The 24483-nt window shown below is 68.2% G+C and carries 23 protein-coding genes and 1 riboswitch; of the genes, 21 read left to right on the plus strand and 2 right to left on the minus strand.

Translation table 11 applies throughout. From position 1 onward, the window contains the following. Positions 1-394: 394 nt before the first annotated feature. The 3 genes from ABD260_RS36810 (at position 395) to ABD260_RS36820 (ending at position 2318) form a co-directional block, all read left to right on the plus strand. Entirely contained in the window at positions 395-556 is a 162-nt protein-coding gene (locus tag ABD260_RS36810; protein WP_344241503.1) for a hypothetical protein, read from the plus strand. A gap of 483 nt (positions 557-1039) precedes the next feature. Further along, positions 1040-1501, plus strand: a complete 462-nt coding sequence (locus tag ABD260_RS36815) for a VOC family protein (RefSeq protein ID WP_344241505.1) — start codon at positions 1040-1042, stop codon at positions 1499-1501. Positions 1502-1511: 10 nt separating this feature from the next. Further along, positions 1512-2318: a class I SAM-dependent methyltransferase gene (locus tag ABD260_RS36820; RefSeq protein WP_344241507.1), complete on the plus strand. Its 807-nt coding sequence runs from the start codon at positions 1512-1514 to the stop codon at positions 2316-2318. On the opposite strand, the gene ABD260_RS36825 is transcribed toward ABD260_RS36820, so the two are convergent. Next, positions 2251-3456, minus strand: coding sequence for an RNA polymerase sigma factor (locus ABD260_RS36825; protein ID WP_344241509.1), 1206 nt, complete (start codon positions 3454-3456; stop codon positions 2251-2253). The two genes, ABD260_RS36820 and ABD260_RS36825, sit on opposite strands and share 68 nt — an antisense overlap. Next, positions 3453-3821 carry a YciI family protein gene (locus ABD260_RS36830; protein WP_344241511.1) on the minus strand — a complete coding sequence of 123 codons (369 nt, stop codon included), beginning with the start codon at positions 3819-3821 and terminating at the stop codon, positions 3453-3455. Before ABD260_RS36830 ends, ABD260_RS36825 begins: the two co-directional genes overlap by 4 nt. A gap of 192 nt (positions 3822-4013) precedes the next feature. On the opposite strand from ABD260_RS36830, the gene clsA reads away from it, so the two are divergent. From clsA to ABD260_RS36920, 18 genes are all read left to right on the plus strand, one after another. Continuing rightward, on the plus strand, positions 4014-4610 hold the full coding sequence (gene clsA / locus ABD260_RS36835) for a cardiolipin synthase ClsA (RefSeq protein WP_319035935.1): 597 nt from the start codon (positions 4014-4016) through the stop codon (positions 4608-4610). A gap of 4 nt (positions 4611-4614) precedes the next feature. Next, entirely contained in the window at positions 4615-5451 is an 837-nt protein-coding gene (locus ABD260_RS36840; RefSeq protein ID WP_344241515.1) for a DUF881 domain-containing protein, read from the plus strand. Further along, complete coding sequence (locus ABD260_RS36845; RefSeq protein ID WP_184833360.1) at positions 5448-5780, plus strand: small basic family protein; 333 nt, start codon at positions 5448-5450, stop codon at positions 5778-5780. The genes ABD260_RS36840 and ABD260_RS36845 overlap by 4 nt, the downstream gene beginning before the upstream one ends. 1 nt (position 5781) lies before the next feature. Further along, positions 5782-6705: a DUF881 domain-containing protein gene (locus ABD260_RS36850; RefSeq protein ID WP_344241518.1), complete on the plus strand. Its 924-nt coding sequence runs from the start codon at positions 5782-5784 to the stop codon at positions 6703-6705. 51 nt (positions 6706-6756) lie between these two features. Next, complete coding sequence (gene gcvH, locus ABD260_RS36855; RefSeq protein WP_344241520.1) at positions 6757-7140, plus strand: glycine cleavage system protein GcvH; 384 nt, start codon at positions 6757-6759, stop codon at positions 7138-7140. Between the two features lie 123 nt (positions 7141-7263). Further along, the gene (locus ABD260_RS36860) at positions 7264-7800 is read left to right on the plus strand and encodes a zinc-ribbon and FHA domain-containing protein (protein WP_344241522.1); all 537 of its coding nucleotides are present in this window, start codon (positions 7264-7266) and stop codon (positions 7798-7800) included. Further along, on the plus strand, positions 7787-8482 hold the full coding sequence (ftsR, locus tag ABD260_RS36865; RefSeq protein WP_344241524.1) for a transcriptional regulator FtsR: 696 nt from the start codon (positions 7787-7789) through the stop codon (positions 8480-8482). Before ABD260_RS36860 ends, ftsR begins: the two co-directional genes overlap by 14 nt. A gap of 47 nt (positions 8483-8529) precedes the next feature. Continuing rightward, the gene (locus ABD260_RS36870; RefSeq protein ID WP_344241526.1) at positions 8530-9024 is read left to right on the plus strand and encodes a bifunctional nuclease family protein; all 495 of its coding nucleotides are present in this window, start codon (positions 8530-8532) and stop codon (positions 9022-9024) included. A gap of 284 nt (positions 9025-9308) precedes the next feature. After that, positions 9309-9875: a MerR family transcriptional regulator gene (locus ABD260_RS36875; RefSeq protein ID WP_202888070.1), complete on the plus strand. Its 567-nt coding sequence runs from the start codon at positions 9309-9311 to the stop codon at positions 9873-9875. 15 nt (positions 9876-9890) lie between these two features. Further along, a complete protein-coding gene (locus tag ABD260_RS36880; protein ID WP_344241528.1) occupies positions 9891-10799 on the plus strand; it encodes a dihydrodipicolinate synthase family protein in 909 nt (302 codons plus the stop codon). Between the two features lie 15 nt (positions 10800-10814). Beyond that, positions 10815-10904: riboswitch (glycine riboswitch) on the plus strand. Between the two features lie 87 nt (positions 10905-10991). Continuing rightward, complete coding sequence (gene gcvP / locus ABD260_RS36885; protein WP_344241530.1) at positions 10992-13832, plus strand: aminomethyl-transferring glycine dehydrogenase; 2841 nt, start codon at positions 10992-10994, stop codon at positions 13830-13832. 229 nt (positions 13833-14061) lie between these two features. Beyond that, positions 14062-15321 carry a serine hydrolase domain-containing protein gene (locus ABD260_RS36890; protein ID WP_344241556.1) on the plus strand — a complete coding sequence of 420 codons (1260 nt, stop codon included), beginning with the start codon at positions 14062-14064 and terminating at the stop codon, positions 15319-15321. 96 nt (positions 15322-15417) lie between these two features. After that, positions 15418-17568 (plus strand): MMPL family transporter, encoded by a 2151-nt coding sequence (locus ABD260_RS36895; protein WP_344241532.1) that lies wholly within the window; start codon positions 15418-15420, stop codon positions 17566-17568. A gap of 157 nt (positions 17569-17725) precedes the next feature. Next, a complete protein-coding gene (locus ABD260_RS36900) occupies positions 17726-19213 on the plus strand; it encodes a pyridoxal phosphate-dependent decarboxylase family protein (RefSeq protein ID WP_344241534.1) in 1488 nt (495 codons plus the stop codon). Next, complete coding sequence (locus ABD260_RS36905) at positions 19210-20841, plus strand: IucA/IucC family protein (RefSeq protein WP_344241536.1); 1632 nt, start codon at positions 19210-19212, stop codon at positions 20839-20841. The genes ABD260_RS36900 and ABD260_RS36905 overlap by 4 nt, the downstream gene beginning before the upstream one ends. Continuing rightward, positions 20838-21362, plus strand: coding sequence for a GNAT family N-acetyltransferase (locus ABD260_RS36910; protein ID WP_344241537.1), 525 nt, complete (start codon positions 20838-20840; stop codon positions 21360-21362). Before ABD260_RS36905 ends, ABD260_RS36910 begins: the two co-directional genes overlap by 4 nt. Beyond that, complete coding sequence (locus ABD260_RS36915) at positions 21363-22625, plus strand: lysine N(6)-hydroxylase/L-ornithine N(5)-oxygenase family protein (RefSeq protein WP_344241538.1); 1263 nt, start codon at positions 21363-21365, stop codon at positions 22623-22625. After that, positions 22622-24322, plus strand: coding sequence for an IucA/IucC family protein (locus ABD260_RS36920; RefSeq protein WP_344241540.1), 1701 nt, complete (start codon positions 22622-22624; stop codon positions 24320-24322). Before ABD260_RS36915 ends, ABD260_RS36920 begins: the two co-directional genes overlap by 4 nt. Positions 24323-24483 lie beyond the last annotated feature (161 nt).

Below are 24483 nucleotides of genomic sequence, written 5' to 3' on the forward strand. Positions count from 1 at the left end.
TACCGCTTCCAGCACCCCGCGTGCCACGTCCGGCACCGCGCCAACTGCTTCCAGCGCCCCACTCGCCTCCAGCACCCCGCGCATCACCTCCGGCGCTCCGCCTACCGCTTCCAGCACCCCGCGTGCCACGTCCGGCACCGCGCCAACTGCTTCCAGCACCGCGGGCATCCCGCGCGTCGACTCCGGCGTTTCGCCCACTGACTCGAGCCCCTCGCGCGCCGCCTCCGGTAGAGCGCGTACCGCCGCCGGCGCCGCGGGTACCCAGCGTGCTGTCTCCGGAGTCTCGGCTGTTGGTCCTCGTGCTCGTGCTCGTAAGAGCGGGCCTGCTTCTCATATCCGCTTGGTGGGAGGTTCTGGAAGGGGAGGGGAAGTTGCTGAGGGCAACGAGGTGTATGTGATAGCCGGCTGGGCCGGGCCTTGGATCAGTGATGAGCGGTGGTGGGACGAGGCTGGCGGGTCGCGGGAGGCGCGGTTCCAGTTCCAGACGGACGACACCCACGCCTGGCTCTTCATCCTCCGCGAAAACACCTGGCTGGCCGAGGCGACCTACGACTGACCCCGGCGGTGACTGGCAGGTTGTTTCACCGCTGGCAGGTTGCAACCCGCCAGCGATCACATAACCCGCCAGCGATGACATAGCCCGCCAGCGAGCACATACCCGCCTGCCGGCCGCCGCCGAGTACCCCGAACGCTGAGGAAGCGTGATGTTGATTCGTGGCGGGGGTTGACCCGTGCGATGGAGGGTTGCCCCCTGAGAATTTGAGGGGGCAACCCTGCTACTCAGGGGTCAAGCTGTTGGGGCATTGCGGGGGAGCGGGTTGTGCAGGTGGTCGGCTGGCGCGTGATCAGCGCACGCGCCCGGAACGCCGGACTCGGCGCGGCCGGGTGTGGCGGTGTGCGGCGGTGCGGCCGGGTGCGACGGTGCGGCTGTACGCGGCTGTACGCGGCTGTGTGCGGCGGTGCGGCCGGTGCGGCTGTGCGCGGCTGTACACGCGACGGTGCGGCTGTACGCGGCGGTGGGTGGTGGTTAGGTTGGGGTATGCATCGGAGTCGGGTGTCTACGGTTTTGATTGATGTTCGGGAAGATCAGGTGGGGGAGGCGGCTGCGTTTTGGGGTGCGGCGCTTGGGGTGCGTACGTCGTCGCCTGCGGGGGAGCCGCAGTTCATCAGCTTGCATGACGCCATGCCGGGGTATGTCGCCGCGATTCAGTCCGTTGACGACGAGCCGCGGTATCACCTGGACATCGAGACGGATGATGTACGGGCGGAGGTCGCGCGGCTGATCGCACTGGGCGCGCGGGAGGTCAGTAGTTGGCAAGGGTGTCATACGCTGCGGGCGCCCGGTGGACATCTCCTGTGCGTGATCCCGGTGCACAGCGAGCCCGCCTACTTCCAGCAGCACGCGACGGTGTGGGACATGACGGCAGCGGAAAGCCCGCAAGCGCGAGACCCGCTTGGTGGGGCGGGAGCAGAAACGCCGGGTGGGAGCGGAGCGGGCTAGGGTCTGGGGTATGACTGAGCTGGCGGCGACCTTCCAGTACGAGGCGGTGGCTGAGGCGTACCGTTTTCGCCCGCCGTATCCGGATGAGGTGTTCGACCGGCTTGTAGGGCTGATCACCGACGAGCCTCGCCGGGTGCTGGATATCGGCGCTGGGGAAGGCGCGATCGCACGTCCGCTGGCGCCGCGGGTCGAGTGGGTTGACGCGATCGACTTCTCGCAGCACATGGTCGACGCGGGGCGGCGGCGGACCGGTGGTGATCAGCCGAACCTCCGCTGGCAGGTCAGCCCGATCGAGAAGGCTGATCTCGACGGCCCGTACGCCCTGGTGACCGCCGGTGCGAGTATCCACTGGATGCCCTGGGAGGAGACGTTCGCCCGGATCGTCCCGCACCTGACCCCGAATGCCCAGCTGGTGGTCATCGAGCACGGCGCGGTCGACGAACCGTGGCTGGACGAACTGCTGCCGATCCTCGAGCGGCATTCGCGGAAGAAGACCCATGACCCGTCGTTCAACGTGGCCGACGCGATCCGGGAGCGCGGTCTGCTCGAGCTGACCGGTACGACACGCACCGCGCGGGTCGCGTACCGGCAATCGGTCGCCGACTACATCGAGAAGCTGCACTCGACGTCGAGCCTGGCTCGCGAGCTGATGACAGCCGACGAAGCGACGAGCTTCGATCGGAGCGTCGAACAAACCCTTAGCCCGTACGCGCAGGACGGCGTGCTCGACCTGTCCATCGAAGCCCAACTCAGCTGGGGCCGCCCAACTCAGCCGCCCGGGCCTGCAGGTACCGCTGCTCCGGAACACTCTGCGTAAGCCGCGCGGCCAGCTCGTACGCGGCCAGCGCCCCCGCACGATCCCCAGCCAGCTCAAGCAGATGCGCACGTACGGCGGCCAACCGGTGATGGCCCTTCAACGCCGGATCAAACGCCGGATCAGCAGCATCAAGCAACGCCAGTCCATCAGCCGCCCCATGCACCATCGCAACCGCCACGATCCGATTGAGCGTCACCATCGGCCCCGGCGCAGTCGCCTCAAGCAGCTCGTACAGCATCAGGATCTCGCGCCAGTCCGTGTCCTCGGCCCGCCGAGCCTCGTCATGTACTGCAGCGATAGCGGCCTGCAACTGGTACGACCCCACCGGCGCCGTACGCAGCGTCGACGTGATCAGCTCGGTGCCCTCGGCAATCGCAGCGGTGTCCCACAACGTACGGTCCTGCTCAGGCAACGGCACCAGCGCACCGTCCGCAGTGGTTCGTGCTGGTCGCCGCGCATCCGTCAGCAGCATCAGCGCGAGCAGCCCCGCCACCTCGCCCTCCGCCGGCAGCAGCGTCCGCAGCTGACGGGTCAGCCGGATCGCCTCCGTGCTCAGCTCGACCCGGTGCAGCGACGCGCCGGACGACGCCGTGTACCCCTCGTTGAAAATCAGATAGAGCACGTGCAGTACGGCCGCCAACCGCTCCGCCTGCTCAGCCACCGGCGGCATCGCGAACCGTGCTCCCTGCAACTTCGCCTTCGCGCGGCTGATCCGCTGCCCGATGGTTGCCTCCGGCACCAGGAACGCGCGCGCGATCTCACCGGTGGTCAGCCCGCCGACCGCGCGCAGCGTCAGCGCGACCTGCGACTGTGCGGTCAACGTCGGGTGGCAGCAGAGCATCAGCAACGTGAGCGAGTCGTCGGCGGACGAGGCCGGTTCTGGTGCGGTCCACGACGCGACGGTCTCCTCGCGGCGTACGCGGGCGGTCTCGCTCCGCAGCATCTCGATCCGCCGCCGCGAAGCGACCGTGACCAGCCAGCCACGCGGGTTGTCCGGAACACCTTCTCCCGGCCACTGCTGCGCCGCCGCCAACAGAGCTTCCTGTACGGCGTCCTCGCACGCGTCGAAGTCGCCGTACCGTCGTACCAGCGCGGCCAGTACCTGGGGAGTCAGCTCCCGGAGCAGGTCCTCGATCAAGCGAACGCACCGAGATCGCGGACCGGGCGTACCTCCACCACGCTGAACGGTGCTTCCGGGATCTGCGTGACAATCTCCACAGCACGTTCCAGCGTGTCGCAGTCGAGCAGGTAGAAGCCGGCCAGTTGCTCCTTCACCTCCGCGAACGGTCCGTCCGTGGTCAGCGCCTTCCCGTCCCGTACCAGCACCTGCTTGGTCAGCCCCGGATCGTCGAGTGATTCCGATGCCACCAGCTCCCCGCGAGCGGCAAGTGCCTCGTGCAGAGCGGCGTACCCGGCCATCCCTTCCCGCTTCTGCTCGTCGGTCAGCGCGTCCCAGACCGCACGCGATTCCGGGTTGCCGTAGATCAGTACCAGGAACTTCATCTGCTCAGCGTAAGCATCACCAAGGGGTATCGATCGGGTCACCGCTTCATACCACCCATAGCGGCGCAGCGACCCAAGCGTTCAGGTATCAGGGGAAACGGAGGGCATGCCCCGGCATGGCCGGGGGCAAACCTGTCGGCGTGCCCCAGTACAGTTACGACGGGTACTCAGGGTGAGAGAGGGAGGGGTCGCGTGCCGGACTTGGAAGTGTCCGACCGGGTGTGGACGATCCCGAACGCGCTCAGTTTCCTCCGGTTGCTGGGCGTGCCGCTGTTCCTGTGGCTGATTCTCGGCCCGAAGGCGGACGGCTGGGCGCTGCTGGTGCTGGCGATCTCCGGCTTCACCGACTGGGCCGACGGCCAGATCGCCCGCCGGATGAACCAGACCACCCGCCTCGGCCAGATGCTCGACCCGGTCGCGGACCGGCTGTACATCTTCGCCACCGTGATCGGCCTGGCGCTGCGCGACATCATCCCGTGGTGGCTGGCGATCGCGCTGCCGCTCCGGGACGTACTGCTCACACTCACCTTGCCGGCGCTGCACCGCCGCGGTTTCAATGCGCTGCCGGTGCACTTCCTCGGCAAGTCCGCGACCTTCTGCCTGCTCTACGCGTTCCCGCTGCTCCTGCTCGGTGACGGCGACAGCACACTGAACATGCTGGCCCGCGTGTTCGGCTGGGCGTTCGCGATCTGGGGTACGGGGCTGTACTACTGGGCCGGCGCGCTGTACTTCGCCCAGCTCCGGCACCTGATCCAGACGGTGAAACCGATCAAGGACACGGCCGGGTAGACAGGTGACCCAGCAAGCCCCGTCCAAGCCACGGCGCGTCGACGCGTCGATGTCGCTGCTGAACAACCTGATGGCGCACCCGATCGACGAGGGGTACGCCGCTGCCGCCAGGACCCGGCCGAGTCAGGACGGAAAGTCCGCCCGGTCCCGGCACAAGGTGATGCTGGTCGCGGCCACCGTCGTACTCGGCTTCTTGCTGGCCGTCGCCGCCGCGCAGAACTACCGCGCCGCGCCGGAAGCGGAGAAACAGCGCAAGGAGCTGATCGCCCGGATCAACCAGGCCGACACCCGGTTGTCCGACCTGCGCAGCCGGCAGTCCGGGCTGGCGGATGAGGTACGCGGCCTGCAGGCGAGCGGACTGAGCAACGACAGCAGCGGTGCGGCCTTGCAGCAGAAGCTCGACGACCTGGAGCTGCAGACCGGGGCGATCGCGGCCACCGGGCCCGGGATCAAGGCGGTCATCGACGACGCGAAGAACGCCGACGCCAAAGAGGGCCGCATCCTCGACGTCGACCTGCAGCAGCTGGTCAACGGCCTGTGGACAGCCGGCGCGGAGGCGATCTCGGTGAACGGTCACCGGATCACCTCGCTGACCGCGATTCGCGGCGCGGGCAGCGCGATCACGGTCGACTACAGCTCGCTCACCCCGCCGTACACGGTGCTCGCGATCGGTGACACCGCGACCATGCCGGCCCGGTTCGCGCAGAGCTCGGGCGGGCAGTGGGTGCAGTACCTGGTCAGCAACTTCGATGTTAGATCCACCATCACGACGGAGGACTCCTTGCTGGTGCCGGCCGATGCGACGATCGCGTTGCGTTACGCGAAGGTGGGTCCGAAATGATCGCCGTACTCGGACTCGTTGCCGGTGTCGTGATCGGCCTGCTGGTCGCGCCCGACGTACCGGAGTGGGCGCAGCCGTACTTGCCGATCGCGGTGGTGGCGGCGCTGGACGCGGTGTTCGGTGCGCTGCGCGCTTTCCTGGACGGGATCTTCGACGACAAGGTGTTCGTGGTGTCGTTCGTGTCCAACGTGCTGATCGCGGCCCTGATCGTGTACCTGGGTGACCAGCTCGGGGTCGGCTCGCAGCTGTCCACCGGCGTGGTCGTGGTGCTCGGCATCCGGATCTTCACCAACATGGCCGCGATCCGCCGGCACATCTTCCGGGCCTGACATGACCGACGACAAACCGGACCAGACCCCGGGCCAGACCCCGGGCCAGACCCCCGACCCGCGGCCGGGCAACAAGCCGGAGCCGACCGCGTCCGCCCAGCCCGAACCCAAGCCGGCCGCCCAGCCCGAGCCGGCTGCCCAGCCGGAGCCCGGCAGCAAGCCCGTGCCGACGCCGATGCCCAAGCCGAAGACGCCGAACCTGGCGCTGCGCCGGCTCCGGACCGGGTTCAAGCCGTCCCGCGGCCAGGCGATCGTCGCCCTGGTGCTCGCGCTGGTGGCGTGCATGGCGGTCGTCCAGGTCCGGGTGAACCGGGCCGACGACGGCTACCAGAACGCCCGCCGCGAGGACCTGATCGCGATCCTGGACGGCCTCGGCCAGAACACCCGCCGGCTGGAGAGCGAGATCACCGATCTGGAGGAGCGGAAGAACTCGCTGTCCTCCAGCGCGGACAAGGCCCAGACCGCCCGCGAACAGGCCGAGGCCCAGGTCCGGACGCTCGGCATCCTGGCCGGTACGCTGCCGGCGCAAGGCCCGGGGGTACGAATCACGCTGAACGACCCACAGGGCAAGATGACCTCCAGCAACCTGCTGGACGCGATCGAGGAGCTCCGCGACGCGGGCGCCGAGGCGATCCAGATCAACGGAGCGGTCCGGGTGGTGGCGAGTACCGACTTCGTGGACGATGCGCCGGGAATCGCGATCGACGGCAAGAAGGTGACTTCTCCGTACGTGGTGGAGGCGATCGGTGAGTCGCACAACCTGTCCGGGGCGGCGAACTTCCCGGGCGGTCTGGTCAGCGAGGTGACCGGCCCGCAGGTCGGCGGAACGGCCGAGGTGACCGAGCTGACGAACCTCCAGATCACTGCCTTGCACGCGCCGGAGGAGCATCGTTACGCTCGCCCGGCGGCCAGCCCGACCAAGTAGCTGCCCCCTGCAGTCCGCAACGGCTCTGCAGTTTAACGAAAGGGAACGACGGTGTACCCCGAAGACCTGAAGTACACGGCCGAGCACGAGTGGGTGAAGGCTGCCGAGGAGGGACCGGTGCGGGTCGGTATCACCGACTTCGCCCAGGATCAGCTCGGCGACATCGTGTACGTGCAGCTGCCCGACGTCGGCACCGTGGTGCGGGCCGGTGACTCCTGCGGCGAGCTCGAGTCGACCAAGAGCGTGAACGATCTGTTCGCTCCGGTGAACGGCACCGTGACCGCGGTGAACGAGGCGCTCGGCGACCAGCCGGACCTGGTCAACACCGACCCGTACGGCGAGGGCTGGCTGCTCGACATCGAGGTCGAGGACGCCGCCGAGGTGGCGGCGCTGATGGATGCCGACACCTATCAGGGACAGCTCGACCAGAGCTGACAGCCAACTGATAGCGTTACCGGGCCTCAACCGCTGGTCGAGGGTTGAGGCCTATGTCCACACTGTCAATACGGGGTCTATCGAAAACGTCGCCGGACCACCGGCGATCGGGAGGATCACAGCATGCCGTTCTGCAACCAGTGCGGGCACGAGAACTCCGAGGGCAGCCGGTTCTGCTCGCAGTGCGGAGCGATGCTGCCTGGCGCGGACCGCCCGGCGGCAGCCCCGGCGACTCCCCAGCCGGTGCCCGGGGTGACCGACACCGCGATGCTGACCCCGATCGGGGCCGAGCCGGAGCCGGAGCAGACCGGTGAGCCGCTGACCGCCGACGACGAGGCCGCCGTCGGCGCGCTGCCGGCCGGGTCCGCCCTGCTCATCGTCCAGCGCGGCCCGAACGCGGGCAGCCGGTTCCTGCTCGACGTCGACGTGGTCACCGCCGGCCGGCACCCGGACAGCGACATCTTCCTCGACGACGTGACGGTGTCCCGCCGGCACGCCGAGTTCCGCCGGGACGCGTACGGCGTAAAGGTCCGCGACGTCGGCAGCCTGAACGGCACGTACGTGAACCGGGACCGGATCGACGAGGTGCTGCTGAACAACGGCGACGAGGTCCAGATCGGCAAGTACCGGCTGGTCTACTACGCCAGTGGCCAGGCCTGAGGCCGGCACCGAAGGGCCCGCCGACGGCCGCGGCATCGGCGAGGTGCTGCAGCTGCTCCAGGCCGAGTTCGCTGACGTCACGATCTCGAAGATCCGGTTCCTGGAGGCGGAAGGGCTGGTCACACCGGCCCGGACCGCTTCCGGGTACCGGAAGTTCAGTGCTGCCGACGTGGAGCGGTTGCGGTACGTACTGACCGCGCAACGCGACCAGTACCTGCCGCTCAAGGTGATCAAGGAACACCTCGGCGCGATCGACCGCGGCTTGCGTCCGGCCGCCGCCGGTCCGCCGGTGGCGCCGGCTTCGTTGCCGCAGACACCCGGTCAGCCGGTCGCGGACGATTTCGGTGCCGCGAGCACCGAGTTGCGGCTGACCCGCGAGGAGCTCCGGACCGCCGCGGGCGTCTCCGCCGAGTTGCTCGGTGAGCTGGAGAGCCACGGCCTGGTGGTGGCCAGCGGCAACCATTACTCCGGCGACGCGATCGTGATCGCCCAGGTCGCCGCCGAGCTGGCCGGCTACGGCCTCGAGCCGCGGCACCTGCGCGCGTTCCGTACTGCCGCCGATCGCGAAGTCGGCCTGATCGAGCAGGTCACCGGCCCGCGCCGGACCGACCAGACCGCGGAGCTGGCCGCCCTCACCGTCCGCCTGCACACCGCTCTGGTCCGCTCCCGCCTCCCACGCTGACCCGCGCTGATATCCGCTCTGGGTTGACCGCGGAGTAGGCTGAAGGTGTGCGCGAAGTCGACGTGGTCGGAGTCCGGGTTGAGATGCCCTCGAGTCAGCCGATCGTGCTGTTGCGGGAGGTCGGTGGGGAGCGGTATCTGCCGATCTGGATCGGCGCTGCCGAGGCAAGTGCGATCGCTTTCGCCCAGCAAGGGATGGAACCACCCAGGCCGCTGACCCACGACCTGTTCGCCGAGACGCTCCGGGTGCTCGGGCACACCCTCAGTCAGGTCCGGATCGTGAACCTGACCGACGGCGTGTTCGAGGCGATCCTGGTGTTCGACGACAAGACGGAGATCTCCGCGCGGCCGTCGGACTCGATCGCGCTCGCGCTGCGCACCGGCACGCCGGTGTTCTGCACCGAGGAGATCCTGGCCGAGGCCGGGATCCCCGTCCCGGAGAGTGAGACGGACGGCGCCGACGAGGTCGTGGAGGAAGAGGAGGTCGAGCGGTTCCGGGAGTTCCTCGACCAGGTGACTCCGGAGGACTTCGACAAGAGCTGAGCCGCTGGTTCCGGCCGCCCACGGCAGGATCGGTGCGGGATTGGTACAAGATCGGCTAAGTAACGATTCGTACGGCGGTCGCGACACGCTCTCGGCTCGATGCGGTTGTCGTTGACCCGGTTCGGGCGGCGGCTTACCGTGAAGAAGTCGTGGGGTGCTGTCACTCCACGCAGATGGCTCGTACCAGTCGGTATCCAAGCAGTATCCAGGGAGGCTCAGGCGTGACACGCACCGGCGACACGGATCTGACGGCGCAGTCGACGTCCGACGCGCACGCCGAGGCCATGGCGGCCGCGGAGGCTTCCGCCGGGGTCCAGGGTCTGTTGTTCGACGACGACCTGCGGCCGATGCCGGAGGACGTCGGGTTCCGCGGCCCGACCGCGTGCGCCGCGGCCGGGATCACCTACCGGCAGCTCGACTACTGGGCGCGGACCGGTCTCGTCTCGCCTTCGGTCCGGCCGGCCACCGGCTCCGGGACGCAACGTCTGTACGGCTTCCGCGACGTCCTGTTGCTGAAGGTGATCAAGCGGCTGCTCGACGCCGGGATCTCGCTGCAGCAGATCCGGACCGCGATCGCGCACCTGAGCAAGCGCGGCTTCGACGACCTGACCCAGATCACGCTGATGAGCGACGGCGCGTCGGTGTACATGTGCAGCTCGCCGGACGAGGTGATCGACCTGCTGGCCGGCGGCCAGGGTGTCTTCGGGATCGCGCTCGGCGGTGTCTGGCGTGAGGTCGAGGGTTCACTGTCCGAGCTGCCGACCGAGCGGGCCGACGGTCACGACGACGGCGACTCCGAGTCGCACACCGACGAACTCGCCGCGCGCCGTCGCGCCCGGATGACAGGCTGACGTAACGTACGTCCCGTGCGCCCACTCACTGCCGACTCGCTCCGCGGTGTGTGGGCGACGTTGTTGCTGCCGCTGAACCCGGACGACTCGATCGACTTCAGCCGGCTCGAAGCTCAAGCTGAGACTTTGACCAGGACGACAGTCGACGGGCTCTACGCGCATGGCACGGCCGGGGAGTTTCAAACGCTCACCGAAGCCGAGTTCGACCGGATCAACGAGCTGCTGGCGGGCGCCGACAAACCGTTCCAGCTCGGCGCGAGTCACCCGTCGGCCCAAGTGCAGCTCGGACGCGTACGACGTGCCGCGAGGTTGTCGCCCGGTGCGATCCAGGTCATCGTCCCGGACTGGCTTCCGCTGAACGCGTACGAAGTGCTCGACTTCCTTCGCCGGACTGCCGATGCGGCCGATGGCGTACCACTCGTGCTGTACAACCCGCCCCACGCGAAGACCACGATCGGTCCGCGGCAACTGGGTGAGCTCGCGGAAGCCGTACCAAGTCTGATCGGCTTGAAGACCGCCGGTGGTGACAAGGCGTGGTTCGACGAAGCGCTGCAGTCAGGATTGTCGATCTTCGTGCCCGGTCATTTCCTGGCGAGCATGTCGTCACTCGGCGCGCACGGCAGTTACTCGAACGTCGCGGCGCTCTCACCGAACGGTGCGGTGAAGTACGCCACCGATCTGGATGTCGAGCGGCGGATCGGTGAGTTCTTCGCCGCGCATGTCGCGCCGCTGCAGAAGGCCGGCCTGTCGAACCCGGCGCTGGACAAGTTCCTGGCCGCGGTCGGGGACTGGGCGGTGGGGGACTGGGACGACGCCGGGACGCGGGTGCGCTGGCCGATGCAGTCGGCCACGGCCGAGCAGGTCGCGGCGGCGCGGCCGGACGCCCGCAGGCTGCTGCCCGAACTGTTCCCGGATTCCTGGTAGCCTCGGTTCAGCCGTACACAACACTCGGGAGAGACCCGTGTCATCGGGCGCCGAAGGGGCAATTCCTCCCCGGAACCTCTCAGGCCCATGGACCGAGTGTCACAGGCGACTCTGGAGCGTTGCGCGCGAGACCGCGCGCGGGTGACAGAGGGGGAGGCGACCGGACGCATTTGCCAGCAACGGAGCCTCTAGATGAACAACTCACCGCAGCTTTCGGCGACCTTCGCCGACCGGCACATCGGGCCGCGCCCGGACGAGATCGCCCGGATGGTCGAGCTCCTCGGGTACGCCGACGTGGACGCGCTGGTCGACGCGGCGGTCCCGGCTTCGATCCGCTCCGCCGAGCCGCTGCGGCTGCCGGAGCCGGCCTCCGAGGTGGACGCGCTCACGGAGCTCCGCCAGCTCGCCGCCCGCAACAACGTCGCCACCTCGATGATCGGCCAGGGGTACTACGGCACCTTCACCCCGTCGGTCATCGTCCGCCGTCTGGTCGAGAACCCGGCCTGGTACACCGCGTACACGCCGTACCAGCCGGAGATCTCCCAGGGCCGGCTCGAGGCGCTGCTGAACTTCCAGACCGTCGTCTCCGACCTGACCGGCCTGCCGACCGCGAACGCGTCGCTGCTCGACGAGGGCACCGCGGCCGCCGAGGCGATGACGCTGGCCCACCGCTCGAACAAGAAGAGCAAGTCCGACCGGTTCCTGGTCGACGCGGACTGCTTCGCGCAGACGATCGCGGTGGTGCGTACGCGCGCCGAGGCCCTTGGCATCGAGGTTGTCGTCGCCGACACCACCGACGGTCTGCCGGCGGGCGACTTCTTCGGGTTCCTGGTGCAGTACCCGGGTTCGAACGGTGCTGTCCGTGACCTGAAGCCGCTGATCGAGGCGGCGCACGAGGGCGGCGCATTGGTTGCCGTCGCTTCCGATCTGCTCGCGCTGACGGTGCTCGAGGCACCGGGTGAGGCCGGCGCGGACATCGTCATCGGGTCGTCGCAGCGCTTCGGCGTACCGCTCTTCTACGGCGGTCCGCACGCCGGCTTCATGTCCGTACGCTCCGGTCTCGAGCGGTCGTTGCCCGGTCGCCTGGTCGGCGTGTCGATCGACGCCGACGGCGCCCCGGCGTACCGGCTGGCGCTGCAGACGCGTGAGCAGCACATCCGGCGTGAAAAGGCGACGTCCAACATCTGTACGGCGCAGGTCCTGCTCGCCGTGGTCGCGTCGATGTACGCCGTGTACCACGGTCCGGAAGGGCTTCGCGCGATCGCGGAGCGGGTGCACTCGTACGCGGGCAAGCTCGCCGCGTCGCTGCGCGCGGGCGGGGTCGAGGTCGTACACAGCGACTTCTTCGACACGGTGCTCGCGCGCGTGCCTGGCAGTGCCGCCGATGTCGTGGACGCCGCCCGGCAGAACGGCATCTGGCTGCGGCTCGTCGACGCGGATCACGTCGGCATCTCCTGCGACGAGAAGACCGATGTCGCCACGCTGACCCGGGTCTGCCAGTCGTTCGGCGTCCAGTACGACGACACGCTCGACGCCGGCGCGATCGCGGTACCGCGGACGACCGAGTACCTGACGCACCCGGTCTTCAACACGCACCGGTCCGAGACGTCGATGCTGCGGTACCTGCGCAAGCTGTCCGACATGGACTACGCGCTGGACCGCGGGATGATCCCGCTCGGGTCCTGCACGATGAAGCTGAACGCGACCACCGAGATGGAGCCGGTGACCTGGCCGGAGTTCGCGGATCTGCATCCGTTCGCGCCGGTGGAGGACGCGGCCGGGTACGTGAAGCTGATCGGTCAGCTGGAGCGCTGGCTGGCCGAGGTCACCGGGTACGCGAAGGTGTCGATCCAGCCGAACGCCGGATCCCAGGGCGAGCTGGCCGGGCTGCTCGCGATTCGCGGGTACCACCACGGCCGCGACGACTTCGAGCGGAACATCTGCCTGATCCCGGCCAGCGCGCACGGGACCAACGCGGCGTCCGCGGTGATGGCCGGGATGAAGGTGGTCGTTGTCAAGGGCAACGACGACGGCACGATCGACCTGGACGACCTGCGAGCGAAGGCGGACGAGCACAGCACGAAGCTCGCCGCGATCATGATCACGTACCCGTCGACCCACGGCGTGTACGAGGAGAGTGTCCGCGAGGTCTGCAAGATCGTCCACGACCACGGCGGCCAGGTGTACGTCGACGGGGCGAACCTGAACGCGCTGCTCGGTCTCGCGCAGCCGGGTGAGTTCGGTGGCGATGTCAGCCATCTGAACCTGCACAAGACGTTCTGCATCCCGCACGGTGGCGGCGGTCCGGGCGTCGGTCCGGTCGCGGTCGCGGCGCATCTGGCCCCGTACCTGCCGAACCATCCGCTGCTCGACCAGGCCGGTCCGGAGTCGGGCGTCGGTCCGATCAGCGCCGCGCCGTTCGGTTCCGCGGGCGTGCTGGCGATCTCGTGGGCGTACATCCGGATGATGGGCGCCGAGGGCCTGACCGCCGCGACCAAGGCGGCCGTGCTGACCGCGAACTACGTGGCGAAGCGGCTCGAGGGTGCGTTCCCGGTGCTGTACACCGGCGAGAACGGCCTGGTCGCGCACGAGTGCATCCTCGACCTGCGGCCGATGACCAAGGAGACCGGCATCTCCGTCGACGACGTCGCGAAGCGGCTGATCGACTACGGTTTCCACGCCCCGACGATGTCGTTCCCGGTCGCCGGCACCCTGATGGTCGAGCCGACCGAGTCCGAGGACCTCGGCGAACTCGACCGGTTCTGCGACGCGATGATCGCGATCCGGCACGAGATCGACCGGGTCGCGGCCGGCGAGTGGCCAGCCACCGACAACCCGCTGGTAAACGCGCCGCACACGGCCGAATCCGTCATCAACGACAAGTGGGACCACCACTACACCCGCGAGGAAGCCGCCTTCCCCCGCTCCGTGGACCGCGCCGCCAAGTACTGGCCACCGGTCCGCCGAATCGACGGCGCCCACGGCGACCGCAACCTCATCTGCTCCTGCCCCTCCCCAGAGGCCTTCCAATAACCGCGCCCTGCCCAGGAATCCGGCAGCTCGACAGTACGTATACGGCCACCGCGCCCGCCCGCAGGCGGGGGCGGCGGCTGGAGACGAAGCTGTGGAGATATACGTACTGTCGAGCCGCCGAGCGGTGGTGGCGGCGAGCGGCATTTAGGATGTCTGGACGGTTTGGAGTTGTGGAGGTTGTGTGGTGAGTGGTGTGCGTCCTGATACTGCTGCTGCGCTGTTTGCCGAGGTGGCGGCGGGGCAGGGTGGGAGTAAGGTGCCTTCGGTTTGTGCTGGTGTGTTGCGGGACGGGGCGCTGGCCTGGGCGGGGGAGCGCGGGCGGTTCGCCACTGCTGGTGGGGATCTGCCGGGCGTGGACGTGCAGTACCGGATCGGGTCGATCACCAAGACGTTGACGGCTGTCCTGATCATGCAGTGCCGGGACGAAGGGCTGCTCGGGCTGAATGATGCCGTGGGCAAGCATCTGCCGGGCGTGGCGTTCGGGGATCTGACCGTACGGCACCTGCTCGCGCACAGTGGCGGGATGAACGCGGAGCCCGAAGGCCCTTGGTGGGAACGGAATCCGGGGGTTTCGTACGACGAGCTGGTCGCGGCGATGGACGACGCGCACGCGGCCGGCCCGGCGGATCGGCGGCATCACTACTCGAACCTCGGGTACGGGTTGCTCGGCGAGATCGTCAGCCGGGTACGCGGCGAAGCGTGGCTGGACCTGGTGCAGTCCCGGATCCTTGATCCGTTGGGGATGAAGCGTACGACGTACTTCCCGACTGCCCCGGCCGCGGATGGATTTTCGGTGCATCCGTTCAGCGGGCAGCTCGTTCCGGAGCCCGCGTACGACTCGGGCGCGATGGCCCCGGCGGGGCAGCTGTGGAGCACGATCGAGGACCTGGCGCGGTACGCGGCGTTCTGGATCGACCCGGTGACCGACGTACTCAGCCGCGACTCGGTCGAAGAAATGGCCGCGCCGGTGGCGTCCGATCCGCAGGAAGGGCTGACCGCGTCGTACGGGCTGGGCCTGCGCTTGATCGCGGATGATCCGCACCTGCTGATCGGTCACACCGGCTCGATGCCCGGCTTCCTGGCCGGCCTGTTCGTTGATCGTGATCGCCGTGTCGGCGCGGTCACCCTCGGCAACGCGACGTACGGCCGGGTCGCGTCGCTCGCTCCGGACCTGATCCGCATCCTCACCAGCTACGAACCGCCGATCACGCAGGAGTGGGTGCCCGAACCGACGCTGGCCCAGGGCACCGATCTGCTCGGCCACTGGTACTGGGGCAACACGCCGATGACCATCACGGTCTCCGGCGGCATCCTGCAACTGTCCGGCGGCCTCACCACCCGCCTGACGCCGCTGGGTCCCGACCTCTACCAGGGGCGCGACGGCTACCTCGCCGGCGAACGCCTCCGGGTGATCCGCGACGGCGCCACGATCACGCACCTGAACGTGGCGACCTTCGTTCTCACCAGGACGCCGTACGGGAACCACTAGCTCGTGCCAGGGGCTGTCAGGCTGATGTCAGGGCGGTGTCAGCGGCTTCGGTGATGGTGGTTGCCTCAGTTCTTTCCTGTCCGGAGGCAGACCGAAATGTTCCATCGCATCGGGCGCGTTGCCGTCCGTCATCCCATCTGGACGATCGTGGCCTGGCTCGTGATCGCGGTCGCCGTGGTGGCGACCGCGCCGAGCCTGCCGTCGAGCAGTGACCAGAGCAGTTTCCTGCCCAAGAGCTACGAGTCGATCCAGGCCGCGGAGCTCCAGCAGAGCGCGTTCCCGACCGCGTTCACGCCGTCGGCCATCGTCTTGTACTCGCGGTCCGACGGCGGGCGGCTCAGTCCCGCCGATCTGAAGGACGCCGCGAAGATCACCACCGAGCTCGGCGCGAAGAAGATCGATCAGGTCGAGCAGGTCGTGCCGGGGCCGCCGTCGAAGGACGGCAAGTACGTGCTCGGGCTGGTGTCGATGGACACCAACAACGCCGGCCAGCAGAGTCAGCTGGACGCCGCGAAGACGCTGCGCGACGACGCGAAGGCGCTGACGAAGGGTACCCAGCTGGACGCGAAGCTGGGCGGTTCGGCGGTCCAGGGCCTGGATCAGCAGGAGTCGTCGAGCCGGGCCGACATGCTGACCTTCGTGGGTACGTTCGCGATCATCCTGATCACGCTGCTGATCATCTTCCGGTCGCCGATCCTCGCGCTGCTGCCGTTGATCGTCCTGCTCGCGCTGGTGTCGACGACGGCCAACGGGCTGATCGCCGACGCCACCAAGCTGTTCGGGCTGGAGGCGAGCAGTTCGATCTCGGCGTTGCTGATCGTGGTACTGCTCGGGGTCGGCACCGACTACTACCTGTTCCTGATGTTCCGTTATCGCGAGCGGCTGCGGGCGGGTGAGCAGTCCAAGGAGGCGATGATCAACGCGGTCGGGCGGGTCGGTGAGGCGATCGCGTCGGCGGCCGGTGCGGTCATGATCGCGTTCCTCGCGCTGCTTCTGTCGTCGCTCGGCTTCCTGAAGCAGATGGGGCCGGCGCTGGCGATCACGGTCGCCGTGACGCTCGTTGCCGCGCTGACGCTGTTCCCCGCGATCTGCTCGCTGATTCCGCCGCGGGTGCTGTTCTGGCCGTCGAAGGCGTGGCGCAAGGAGCCTTCGAACGCGCGGTTCGCGGCGCTCGGTCGCGGGGTTCAGCGCCGGCCGGCCCTGTTCGCCGCGGTGTCCGGGATCGTGATGGTCGCGCTCGCGCTCGGCACGCTCGGCTTCAAGGCGACCTTCGATCTGGCCGCCGGTTCGATGCCGAAGACCAAGGAGTCGATGGTCGTCCAGACCGAGATGCAGTCCGCGTACTCGGCCGGTGCGGCCGAGCCGACCTCGGTTCTGGTCACCACGACCGGCGGCGGGCGGCTCGATCCGGCGACGCTGCCCGCGTACGAGAAGAAGCTTGCCGCGGTCGCGGGCGTTGCCGACGTACTGCCGGCGGCGATCAGCAAGGACGGCCGGACCGCGAACATCACGGTCACGCTCGGCTATGGATCGGCGACCGATGAGGCGTTGCGTACGGTGGGTGCCGTCCGCGACGTCGCGCACGCCGACGCCCCGCCGGGTACGAAGGCGCTCGTCGGTGGAATGTCGTCGATCTACAAGGACATCAACGCCGCGGTCAACCATGACTACCGCACGGTGTTCCCGCTGGCCGCGCTGTTGATCATGATCATCCTCGCCTTGCTGCTGCGCAGTGTGGTCGCGCCGTGGTACCTGATGATCTCGGTCGGGCTGGGCTTCGGCGCGACGCTCGGTGCGACGGTACTGATCTTCCAGAACAGCCTGGGGCATTCCGGACTGATGTTCATGCTGCCGGTGATCATGTACTTGTTCGTCGTTGCCATCGGCACCGATTACAACATCCTGATGATCGCCAGACTGCGGGAAGAGGCGCGGGAGGGCCGGGATCCGCGCGAGGCTGCGAGTATGGCAGTCCGGCACGCCGGTCCGACCGTCGCCGCGGCCGGGTTCATCCTGGCGGCGACGTTCGCCACCTTGATGCTGGCCGGCAACTCGTTGCTGACCGAGATGGGATTCGCCGTCTCGTTCGGCATCGTGGTCGCGGCCTTCGTGATGGCGATGTTCTTTACCCCGAGCCTGACGGCCCTGATCGGCCACGCGGCCTGGTGGCCGGGTCACCAGGACCGGCAGAAGTCACCCGAGGACGCCTCCGAGCCGAAACCGCTGGAGTCGGTCACTCGGTCCTGATTCCCGGCGCGGCCGTGCCTGAGCGCGGCCGCGCCGGCCCGGGGGTGAGGATCGCCACTTTCGGCGGTAGTCGAGTTGACACCGTGCGTGCGGCGGGCAAAAGTTAGGGCTGCCTTAGTAAGGGTTGCCTTACTCGACAACTTCCCGGGAGCACTGGATGCCGCAGCCCGCGCGTCTGACCGCCGTGACCGCACCTCTCCGCACCCCGTTCACCAACCTTTGGCCGCTGGCCTCGACAGTTGCGGACCGGGATCGGGGTCCGTTGCCGCACGGTTCGCCGGGCGTGGTGCTGCGGCGCGCGGCCGAAGTACTGGGCGAGCCGAGGGTGCCGTCGACCGGCGTGGGGGAGTCCGCCGCGCTCGACCTGATCGCCGGGCTGCTCGCGGAGAGCGGGATCGACCTGAGCCACCCGCACGCGGCCGCGCATCTGCAGCCGCCGGTGCTCCAGGTGGCCGTCGACGCGGATGCGCTGGCGTCGGCGAGCAACGCCTCGATGGACACGTACGACTCCGGTCCGGCCACGCTGGCGATCGAGCAGTGGGTCGTACGCGCCTTGGCCGACCTGGCCGGCTTCGGCCGGGAAGCAGATGGCGTACTGACCCCGGGCGGTTCGATCTCGAACCTGCTCGCCGTACTGATTGCCCGTGACAGCGCGGCCGCCGCGGCCGGGATCGACGTACGGCGGAACGGTCTGCAGGGACTGCACCGCCCGGTCGTGTTCTGCTCCGAGCTCGCGCACTTCTCGGTCCAGCGAGCCTGCGCCGCGCTCGGGCTCGGCGAGGAAGCCGTGATCACGATCCCGTCCGACGAGAACTTCCGGATGCGTACGGACGTACTCGCGGACGAACTCGCGCTACCGGGCCGGACTCCGATCGCGGTGATCGCCACGGCCGGGACCACGGACTTCGGCTCGATCGACCCCATCGCACCGATCGCCGAGCTGGCCCGCAAGCACGACGTCTGGGTCCACGTCGACGCGGCGTACGGGTTCGGCGCACTGTTCTCCGAGCGGCTCGCGCCCTTGCTGGCCGAGGTGGCACTGGCGGACTCGGTCACGCTCGACCTGCACAAGATCGGCTGGCAGCCGGCCGCGACCAGTGTGCTGCTGGTCGCGGACCGGACCAGGCTCGCCGCGTTCGACCGGTCGGTGGACTACCTGAACCCGGCCGACGACATCGACTGCGGGCTGGACGGTCTGCTCGGCCGCAGCCTGCAGACCACCCGGCGTCCGGATGCGGTCAAGGTTGCCACCACGCTGACCGCGTACGGCCGGTCCGGGCTGGGCACGATGCTGGACACCTGCCACGAGCTGGCGCATGCCGCCGCGGCCCGGGTCGTTGCCGACAGCAACCTCGAGTTGCTGGCGCCGGTGACCCTGACCACGGTGCTGTTCCGGGTCGCCGGGCAGGGCCTGGACCCGGCCGGAGTGGACGCGGTCCAGGGGGAGGTCCGGCGCCGGTTGCTGACGTCCGGCCGGGTGCTGATCGGCCGGACCAAGCTGCCTGCTCGCGGTGGCCGGCCGGCGACGGTCGCGTTGAAGCTGACGCTGCTGAACCCGAACGCGACCGCGACGGACATCGAGGAACTGCTCGACCAGGTCGTGGCCACCGGCCTCGACGTCCTGACCGGCGAGGGAGCGGCGTGAGCCCAATAGCAGTCGAAGTAGCTGTCGAAGCCCATCTGAACGCGATTCTGCGGTGCTACACCCGGGAGGCCTCGGTTCCGGTCGCGACCGGGCCGTTGACGCTGACGGTCGGCGCGTCGACCGTGACGGCCCGGGTCGAGCACGCGTCCCGGACTGGTCTGCATCAGTTCACGGACGTGCTGCTGGACGGTGCCCCGCCCGCGCCTCAGGACCTGGTACGGGTGCTGTCCGCGGACGCTGACCCGGCGGAGATCGACGACCTGGCGGCGCGTACGGCCGAGTCCGTACGCAACGTCGCGCGCTTTGTCGAGGAAGCCGATGGTGAGCGGGGGCCTGGACGCTTCCTGGAGTTCGAGCAGGCGTTGCTGTTCGGGCACCTGAATCACCCGGCGCCGAAGAGCCGGGACGGACTGAGCGGCGCAGAGCTGGCGGCGTACTCGCCGGAGCTCGGCGGTCGTTTCGCAGTGCACTGGTTCGAAGCCGACGCCGAGCTGGTGTCGTCGGACCAGGTGGCCGGCGCGCCCTCACTGCAGGGACTGGACGCTCTACAGCTGATGGGCGCGCTGGCCGGTATCACTCCGTCGGACGGGCGGGTGCTGGTTCCCGCGCACCCCTGGCAGGCGGCGGCGGTGCTACAGCGGCCGCGAGTCGCCGAGCTGGTCGCGGCGGGCCGCGTGAAGTCCCTAGGTCCGCAGGGGGCGCAGTGGTATCCGACGTCGAGCCTGCGGACGCTGTTCCACCCGGATCTGCCGGTGATGCTGAAGCTGTCGCTCGGGTTGCGGATCACCAACTCGCGGCGGGAGTCGACGCCGACCGAGTTGCGCCGTGGTCTGGAGATCAACCGCTTGCTGGACGCCGCGTACAACGCCGGCACGGCGACCGCGCATCCGCGCTTCAGCATCGTCCGCGACCCGGCTTGGGTTGCTCTTGACGAAGGTGGACCAACATTGACTGGTCTTGACGTTGCTGTACGAGAAGTGCCGGCAGACGTCAACAGTTATGCATGTTTGGCAGGTCTCGTCGCACCGCGCCCAGGCGGGATCAGCCGGCTCAGTGCGTTCGCCGCCGAGGACCCGGCCGCGTGGGTGGCGGAGTACATCGACAATGTGCTGATCCCGATGCTGCACCTGTACGCCGAGACCGGTATCGGTCTGGAAGCGCATCAGCAGAACACGCTCGTACGGCTGGATGGGCTCGGGCGGATCAGGGGCGGCGCGTACCGCGACAACCAGGGGTACTACCTGGCGTCGTCGTACCTCCGGAGCCTGCTGGCGGTGACCGGACTGCGGGACTCGACGCTGGCGGTGGTGGACGATCCGATTGTCGACGATCGACTGACCTACTACCTGCTGCACAACCAGGCGCTGGCTGTTGTCGGCTGTCTTGCAGCGGATGGGATGGCGGACGAGGGGGAGCTGCTCGGTGTGGTCCGGGAGCGGTTGACGGCAGCGCTGCCGCTGTTGAAGTCCGCTGGTCCGGACGGCGACCGGTTGGCACGCAGATGGCTCGAAGCGGACACGCTGCCGTGCAAGGCGAACATGTTGACTCGGCTACGCGGTATCGACGAGGTAGTGGCGCCACTGGACGCCCAGTCGGTGTACCTCGACATCCCCAACCCGCTCCGGTGAAGTACGAGCTCAACCTGGACGGTGGGTTCGCGCTGCGTCCAGCTGACTCGTCCGACGCGCCGCGGATCGCTCTCTGGATGGCTCAGCCGCACATCCAGCACTGGTGGAAGCAGGACTGGCCGGTGGAGCGCTGGGCGCAGGAGATCGAGCGGCAGACAGCTGGTGTGCATTCGGCGCCGTGCGTGGCTTCGGTCGACGCGGAGGAGTTCGGGTACGTGGAGTTGTATCGCGTACGGCATGACCGCCTGGCGGAGCACTACGCGTACGAGGAGCACGACTGGGGTGTGCATGTCGCGATCGGCGATGTCACCCGAGTCGGACGTGGGCTCGGCCGCCAGCTGCTCCGGTCGCTCGCCGACGCGCTACTGCACGCGGAACCAGCCTGTAGCCGGGTAGTGGCGGAGCCGGACCTGGAGAACACCCCATCCGTCCGTGCGTTCGGTGCAGCCGGTTTCGAAGCGTCTGGGGAGCTGCACCTGCCCGACAAGACAGCACTGCTGATGGTCCGTAGGAGGCACTAGATGTACGACGTGATCGCGATCGGCGCAGGACCGTTCAACCTCGGTCTGGCCGCACTGGCCGACGGTGTGGACGACCTGCAACTCGCAGTGCTGGACAGCCGGCCCGAGTTCACCTGGCACCGCGGACTGATGTTCGAGGACGCGATGCTGCAGGTGTCGTTCCTGGCGGACCTGGTCAGTCTGGTGGAACCGGCGCACCACCTGTCGTTCCTGTCCTTCCTGAAGGACAACGACCGGCTGTACCAGTTCTACGTACGCGAGAAGTTCCATCCGACGCGACGTGAGTACGAGACGTACCTGCGCTGGTGTGCCGCACAGCTCGACTCACTGCGCTTCGGACACCACGTACGGAACGCCGTGTGGAACGGATCGCACTTCGAGCTGACAGTAGAGCGCGGGGACGTACTGGAGACGTACGAAGCGCGCCACCTGGTAGTAGGCGTCGGCACTGAGCCGTTCGTCCCGGATGCACTAGCGGGGCTGCCGCCGGAGCGTTTCCTGCACTCCGCGGACTACCTGTTCCGCCGCGACGACCTCCTGCGTACTGGACGGGTAACTGTCGTCGGTTCAGGCCAATCCGGTGCGGAGTGCGCGCTGGACCTGCTACGAGCAGATCGCCCCGCAGTGTCGTGGTTGACGCGTACGCCGTCCTTCGCGCCACTTGACTACTCCAAGCTGGTCCTGGAGATGACCACGCCGTCGTACGTCGACTACTTCCACGCACTGGACGAACCAGTCCGTGACAGGTTGGTGAAGGAGCAGTGGCGGCACTACAAGGGCATCTCGTCAGAGACGCTGGATGACATCCACGACGTCTTGTACGCAAGGGATCTACGGGCTGACCTACAGTGTGGCGTAGCCGTGGTGTCGGCAGTGGCGCGTGCCGACGGGCTTGAGTTGACCATGCTGCACGCTGACAGCGGTAGGACGTTCCAGCACACGACAGATGCGGTAGTAGCGGCCACCGGCTATCGGAACCGGTCGTTGCCCTTCATGGAGTCACTGCAGGAGCAGATCCAGCACGACGCGGCTGGTCGGTGGGTGATCAACCGCGACCACAGCGTCCAAGCTGCAGACGAGCAGTTGGCCGGCCGCATCTTCGTTGCCAACGCCGACCTGCACAGTCACGGCGTCGCCGCACCGGACCTGGGCATCGGCGCGATCCGCAACGCGGGCATCCTGAACAGCATCGCCGGGCGCGAGGTGTACCGCCTGCCCAAGTCCACCGCCTTCACCACCTTCGCCGTCCCCGGAGCGTCATGAACGCATGGTCCACCTGCTCAGCTGAACTCCTGGCCAAGCTGATCGGCCAGTTCTGCACCGAGGGACTACTCCAACCCGTCGACAACCGCCTGGACCTCGGACCGGTGGCGTACACGTTCGAGGCAACCCGTGGTGGCTTCGGCAGTTGGCGGGTCGATCCGGCGTCCATCCGGCGTACGACCGCAGGCATCCTCGGCAACGACGAGAGCGAGCCTGCTACCGACCCGATCCAGTTCTTCGTCGAAGCCGCCGCGGTATTGGGCGTGGACGGGCCGACGGTAGCCGGGTACGTCGCCGAGCTCACCAGCACGCTCGCAGCCGACGTACGCATGGCTGCGACGACCGTACCGGCCGATGAGCTGCTCGACCTGCACCACAGCCGCCTGGAGGGCCATCTGACCGGCCACCCGCTGCTGGTGGCCAACAAGGGCCGGTTGGGCTTCTCCGCCGCCGACAGCGAGCGCTACGCCCCCGAGGCGCGTACACCTCTCCGCCTCACCTGGTTGGCCGTACGGCGCGGTCTGGCCGAGTTCCGCGGCACGCCAGACCTCTCGGAGTATGCAGTCATCAAACACGAGCTACCACCGGACGTCATAGCGGCGTTCCGCGACCAGTTGGACGACCCCGACGCGTACGTCTGGCTCCCGTGCCACCCGTGGCAGCTGGACCACGTCGTACGGACCCAGTGGGCCCGTGAACTGGCTACCGGCGAGGTCGTCGTGCTGGGGGAGAGCCCCGAGGACTACCTGCCCACACAGTCGATCCGCACCATGGTCAACCTCGCCGACCACGACCGGTACCAGGTCAAGTTGCCGCTCAAGATCCTCAACACGTCCGTCTACCGGGGCATCCCGGAGCACTGTACGTTGGCTGCACCCATGATCACCCAGTGGCTTCGCGGCCTCTGGTCCGATGACGAAGTCCTGCGCGAGCTCGGTACGGAACTCCTCGGCGAGGTCGCCTCCGTCACTGTCCGCCACCCGCAACTGTCCGGCCACCCCGGCATTCCGTACCAGTGGACCGAGACCCTCGGTTGCATCTGGCGGGATCCGATCGACCCTCGGTTACGTGAAGGCGAATCTGTTTGGCCGCTGGCCGCCGTACTCCATCCCGGCTTCGCCGACGCCCTGATCGCCCGGGCCGGCGTCGACGCCGAGATCTGGCTCACCCGCCTGTTGTCGACCTTGCTGCGTCCGTTGCTGCACGTTCTGCACCATTACGGCATCACCGTCAACCCTCACGGTGAGAATCTCGCCGTCATCTGCGACGCTCACGGCCTGCCCGCCCGCTTGGTGATCAAGGACCTGGTCGACGACATCAACGTCTCCACCACCCCCGTCGTTGCCCGTGGCATCGAGCCCGACTCGCACGACCGCGTCCTGCCCCGCAAGCCGTGGCACATCCTCCGCCAGTACGTGGTCGACGCGCTGCTCCTCGGCGTACTGAACCCGCTTGCCGCCCGCAACTTGATCCCGGAATCCGCCTTTTGGTCCATTGCCCGCACTGAAGTCGACCGCTACGCCGCCGCCCACCCCGAGTACGCCGACCGGCTGGCCGCCACTGCCCTGACCGCCGAGACGTTCCTGCGCTTTCCGCTGAACGGCTACCGGCTCACGCTCGGTTACGCCGACCTCGACACCCGGCCGCCGATCCCCTCCACCGGAACCATCCCGAACCCACTACACACAGCGAAGTGACTGCGCGCGCAAGCGTTTGAGTTGAGCTTGTGGGTAAAGCTGTGGATAACAAGCCGATTTGGCCACCTGGACGGAACTGATCGGCTTTCGGCTACGTCTACGGGACGTTGTTGACGTAGGCTGCTGCGGTCCGTCGATCGTCCAGATCGGTGGGACGAACA

The sequence above is a fragment of the Kribbella hippodromi genome (assembly GCF_039531045.1).
Lineage (GTDB): Bacteria > Actinomycetota > Actinomycetes > Propionibacteriales > Kribbellaceae > Kribbella > Kribbella hippodromi.

What these genes read in the sequence shown, in the direction of transcription:
- ABD260_RS36815 (WP_344241505.1), top strand. Translation starts at nt 1,040, where the DNA reads ATGCATCGGAGTCGGGTGTCTACGGTTTTGATTGATGTTCGGGAAGAT.
- ABD260_RS36820 (WP_344241507.1), top strand. Translation starts at nt 1,512, where the DNA reads ATGACTGAGCTGGCGGCGACCTTCCAGTACGAGGCGGTGGCTGAGGCG.
- ABD260_RS36830 (WP_344241511.1), bottom strand. Translation starts at nt 3,821, where the DNA reads ATGAAGTTCCTGGTACTGATCTACGGCAACCCGGAATCGCGTGCGGTC.
- ABD260_RS36845 (WP_184833360.1), top strand. Translation starts at nt 5,448, where the DNA reads ATGATCGCCGTACTCGGACTCGTTGCCGGTGTCGTGATCGGCCTGCTG.
- ABD260_RS36850 (WP_344241518.1), top strand. Translation starts at nt 5,782, where the DNA reads ATGACCGACGACAAACCGGACCAGACCCCGGGCCAGACCCCGGGCCAG.
- ABD260_RS36860 (WP_344241522.1), top strand. Translation starts at nt 7,264, where the DNA reads ATGCCGTTCTGCAACCAGTGCGGGCACGAGAACTCCGAGGGCAGCCGG.
- ABD260_RS36875 (WP_202888070.1), top strand. Translation starts at nt 9,309, where the DNA reads ATGGCGGCCGCGGAGGCTTCCGCCGGGGTCCAGGGTCTGTTGTTCGAC.
- gcvP (WP_344241530.1), top strand. Translation starts at nt 10,992, where the DNA reads ATGAACAACTCACCGCAGCTTTCGGCGACCTTCGCCGACCGGCACATC.
- ABD260_RS36895 (WP_344241532.1), top strand. Translation starts at nt 15,418, where the DNA reads ATGTTCCATCGCATCGGGCGCGTTGCCGTCCGTCATCCCATCTGGACG.
- ABD260_RS36900 (WP_344241534.1), top strand. Translation starts at nt 17,726, where the DNA reads ATGCCGCAGCCCGCGCGTCTGACCGCCGTGACCGCACCTCTCCGCACC.
- ABD260_RS36915 (WP_344241538.1), top strand. Translation starts at nt 21,363, where the DNA reads ATGTACGACGTGATCGCGATCGGCGCAGGACCGTTCAACCTCGGTCTG.
- ABD260_RS36920 (WP_344241540.1), top strand. Translation starts at nt 22,622, where the DNA reads ATGAACGCATGGTCCACCTGCTCAGCTGAACTCCTGGCCAAGCTGATC.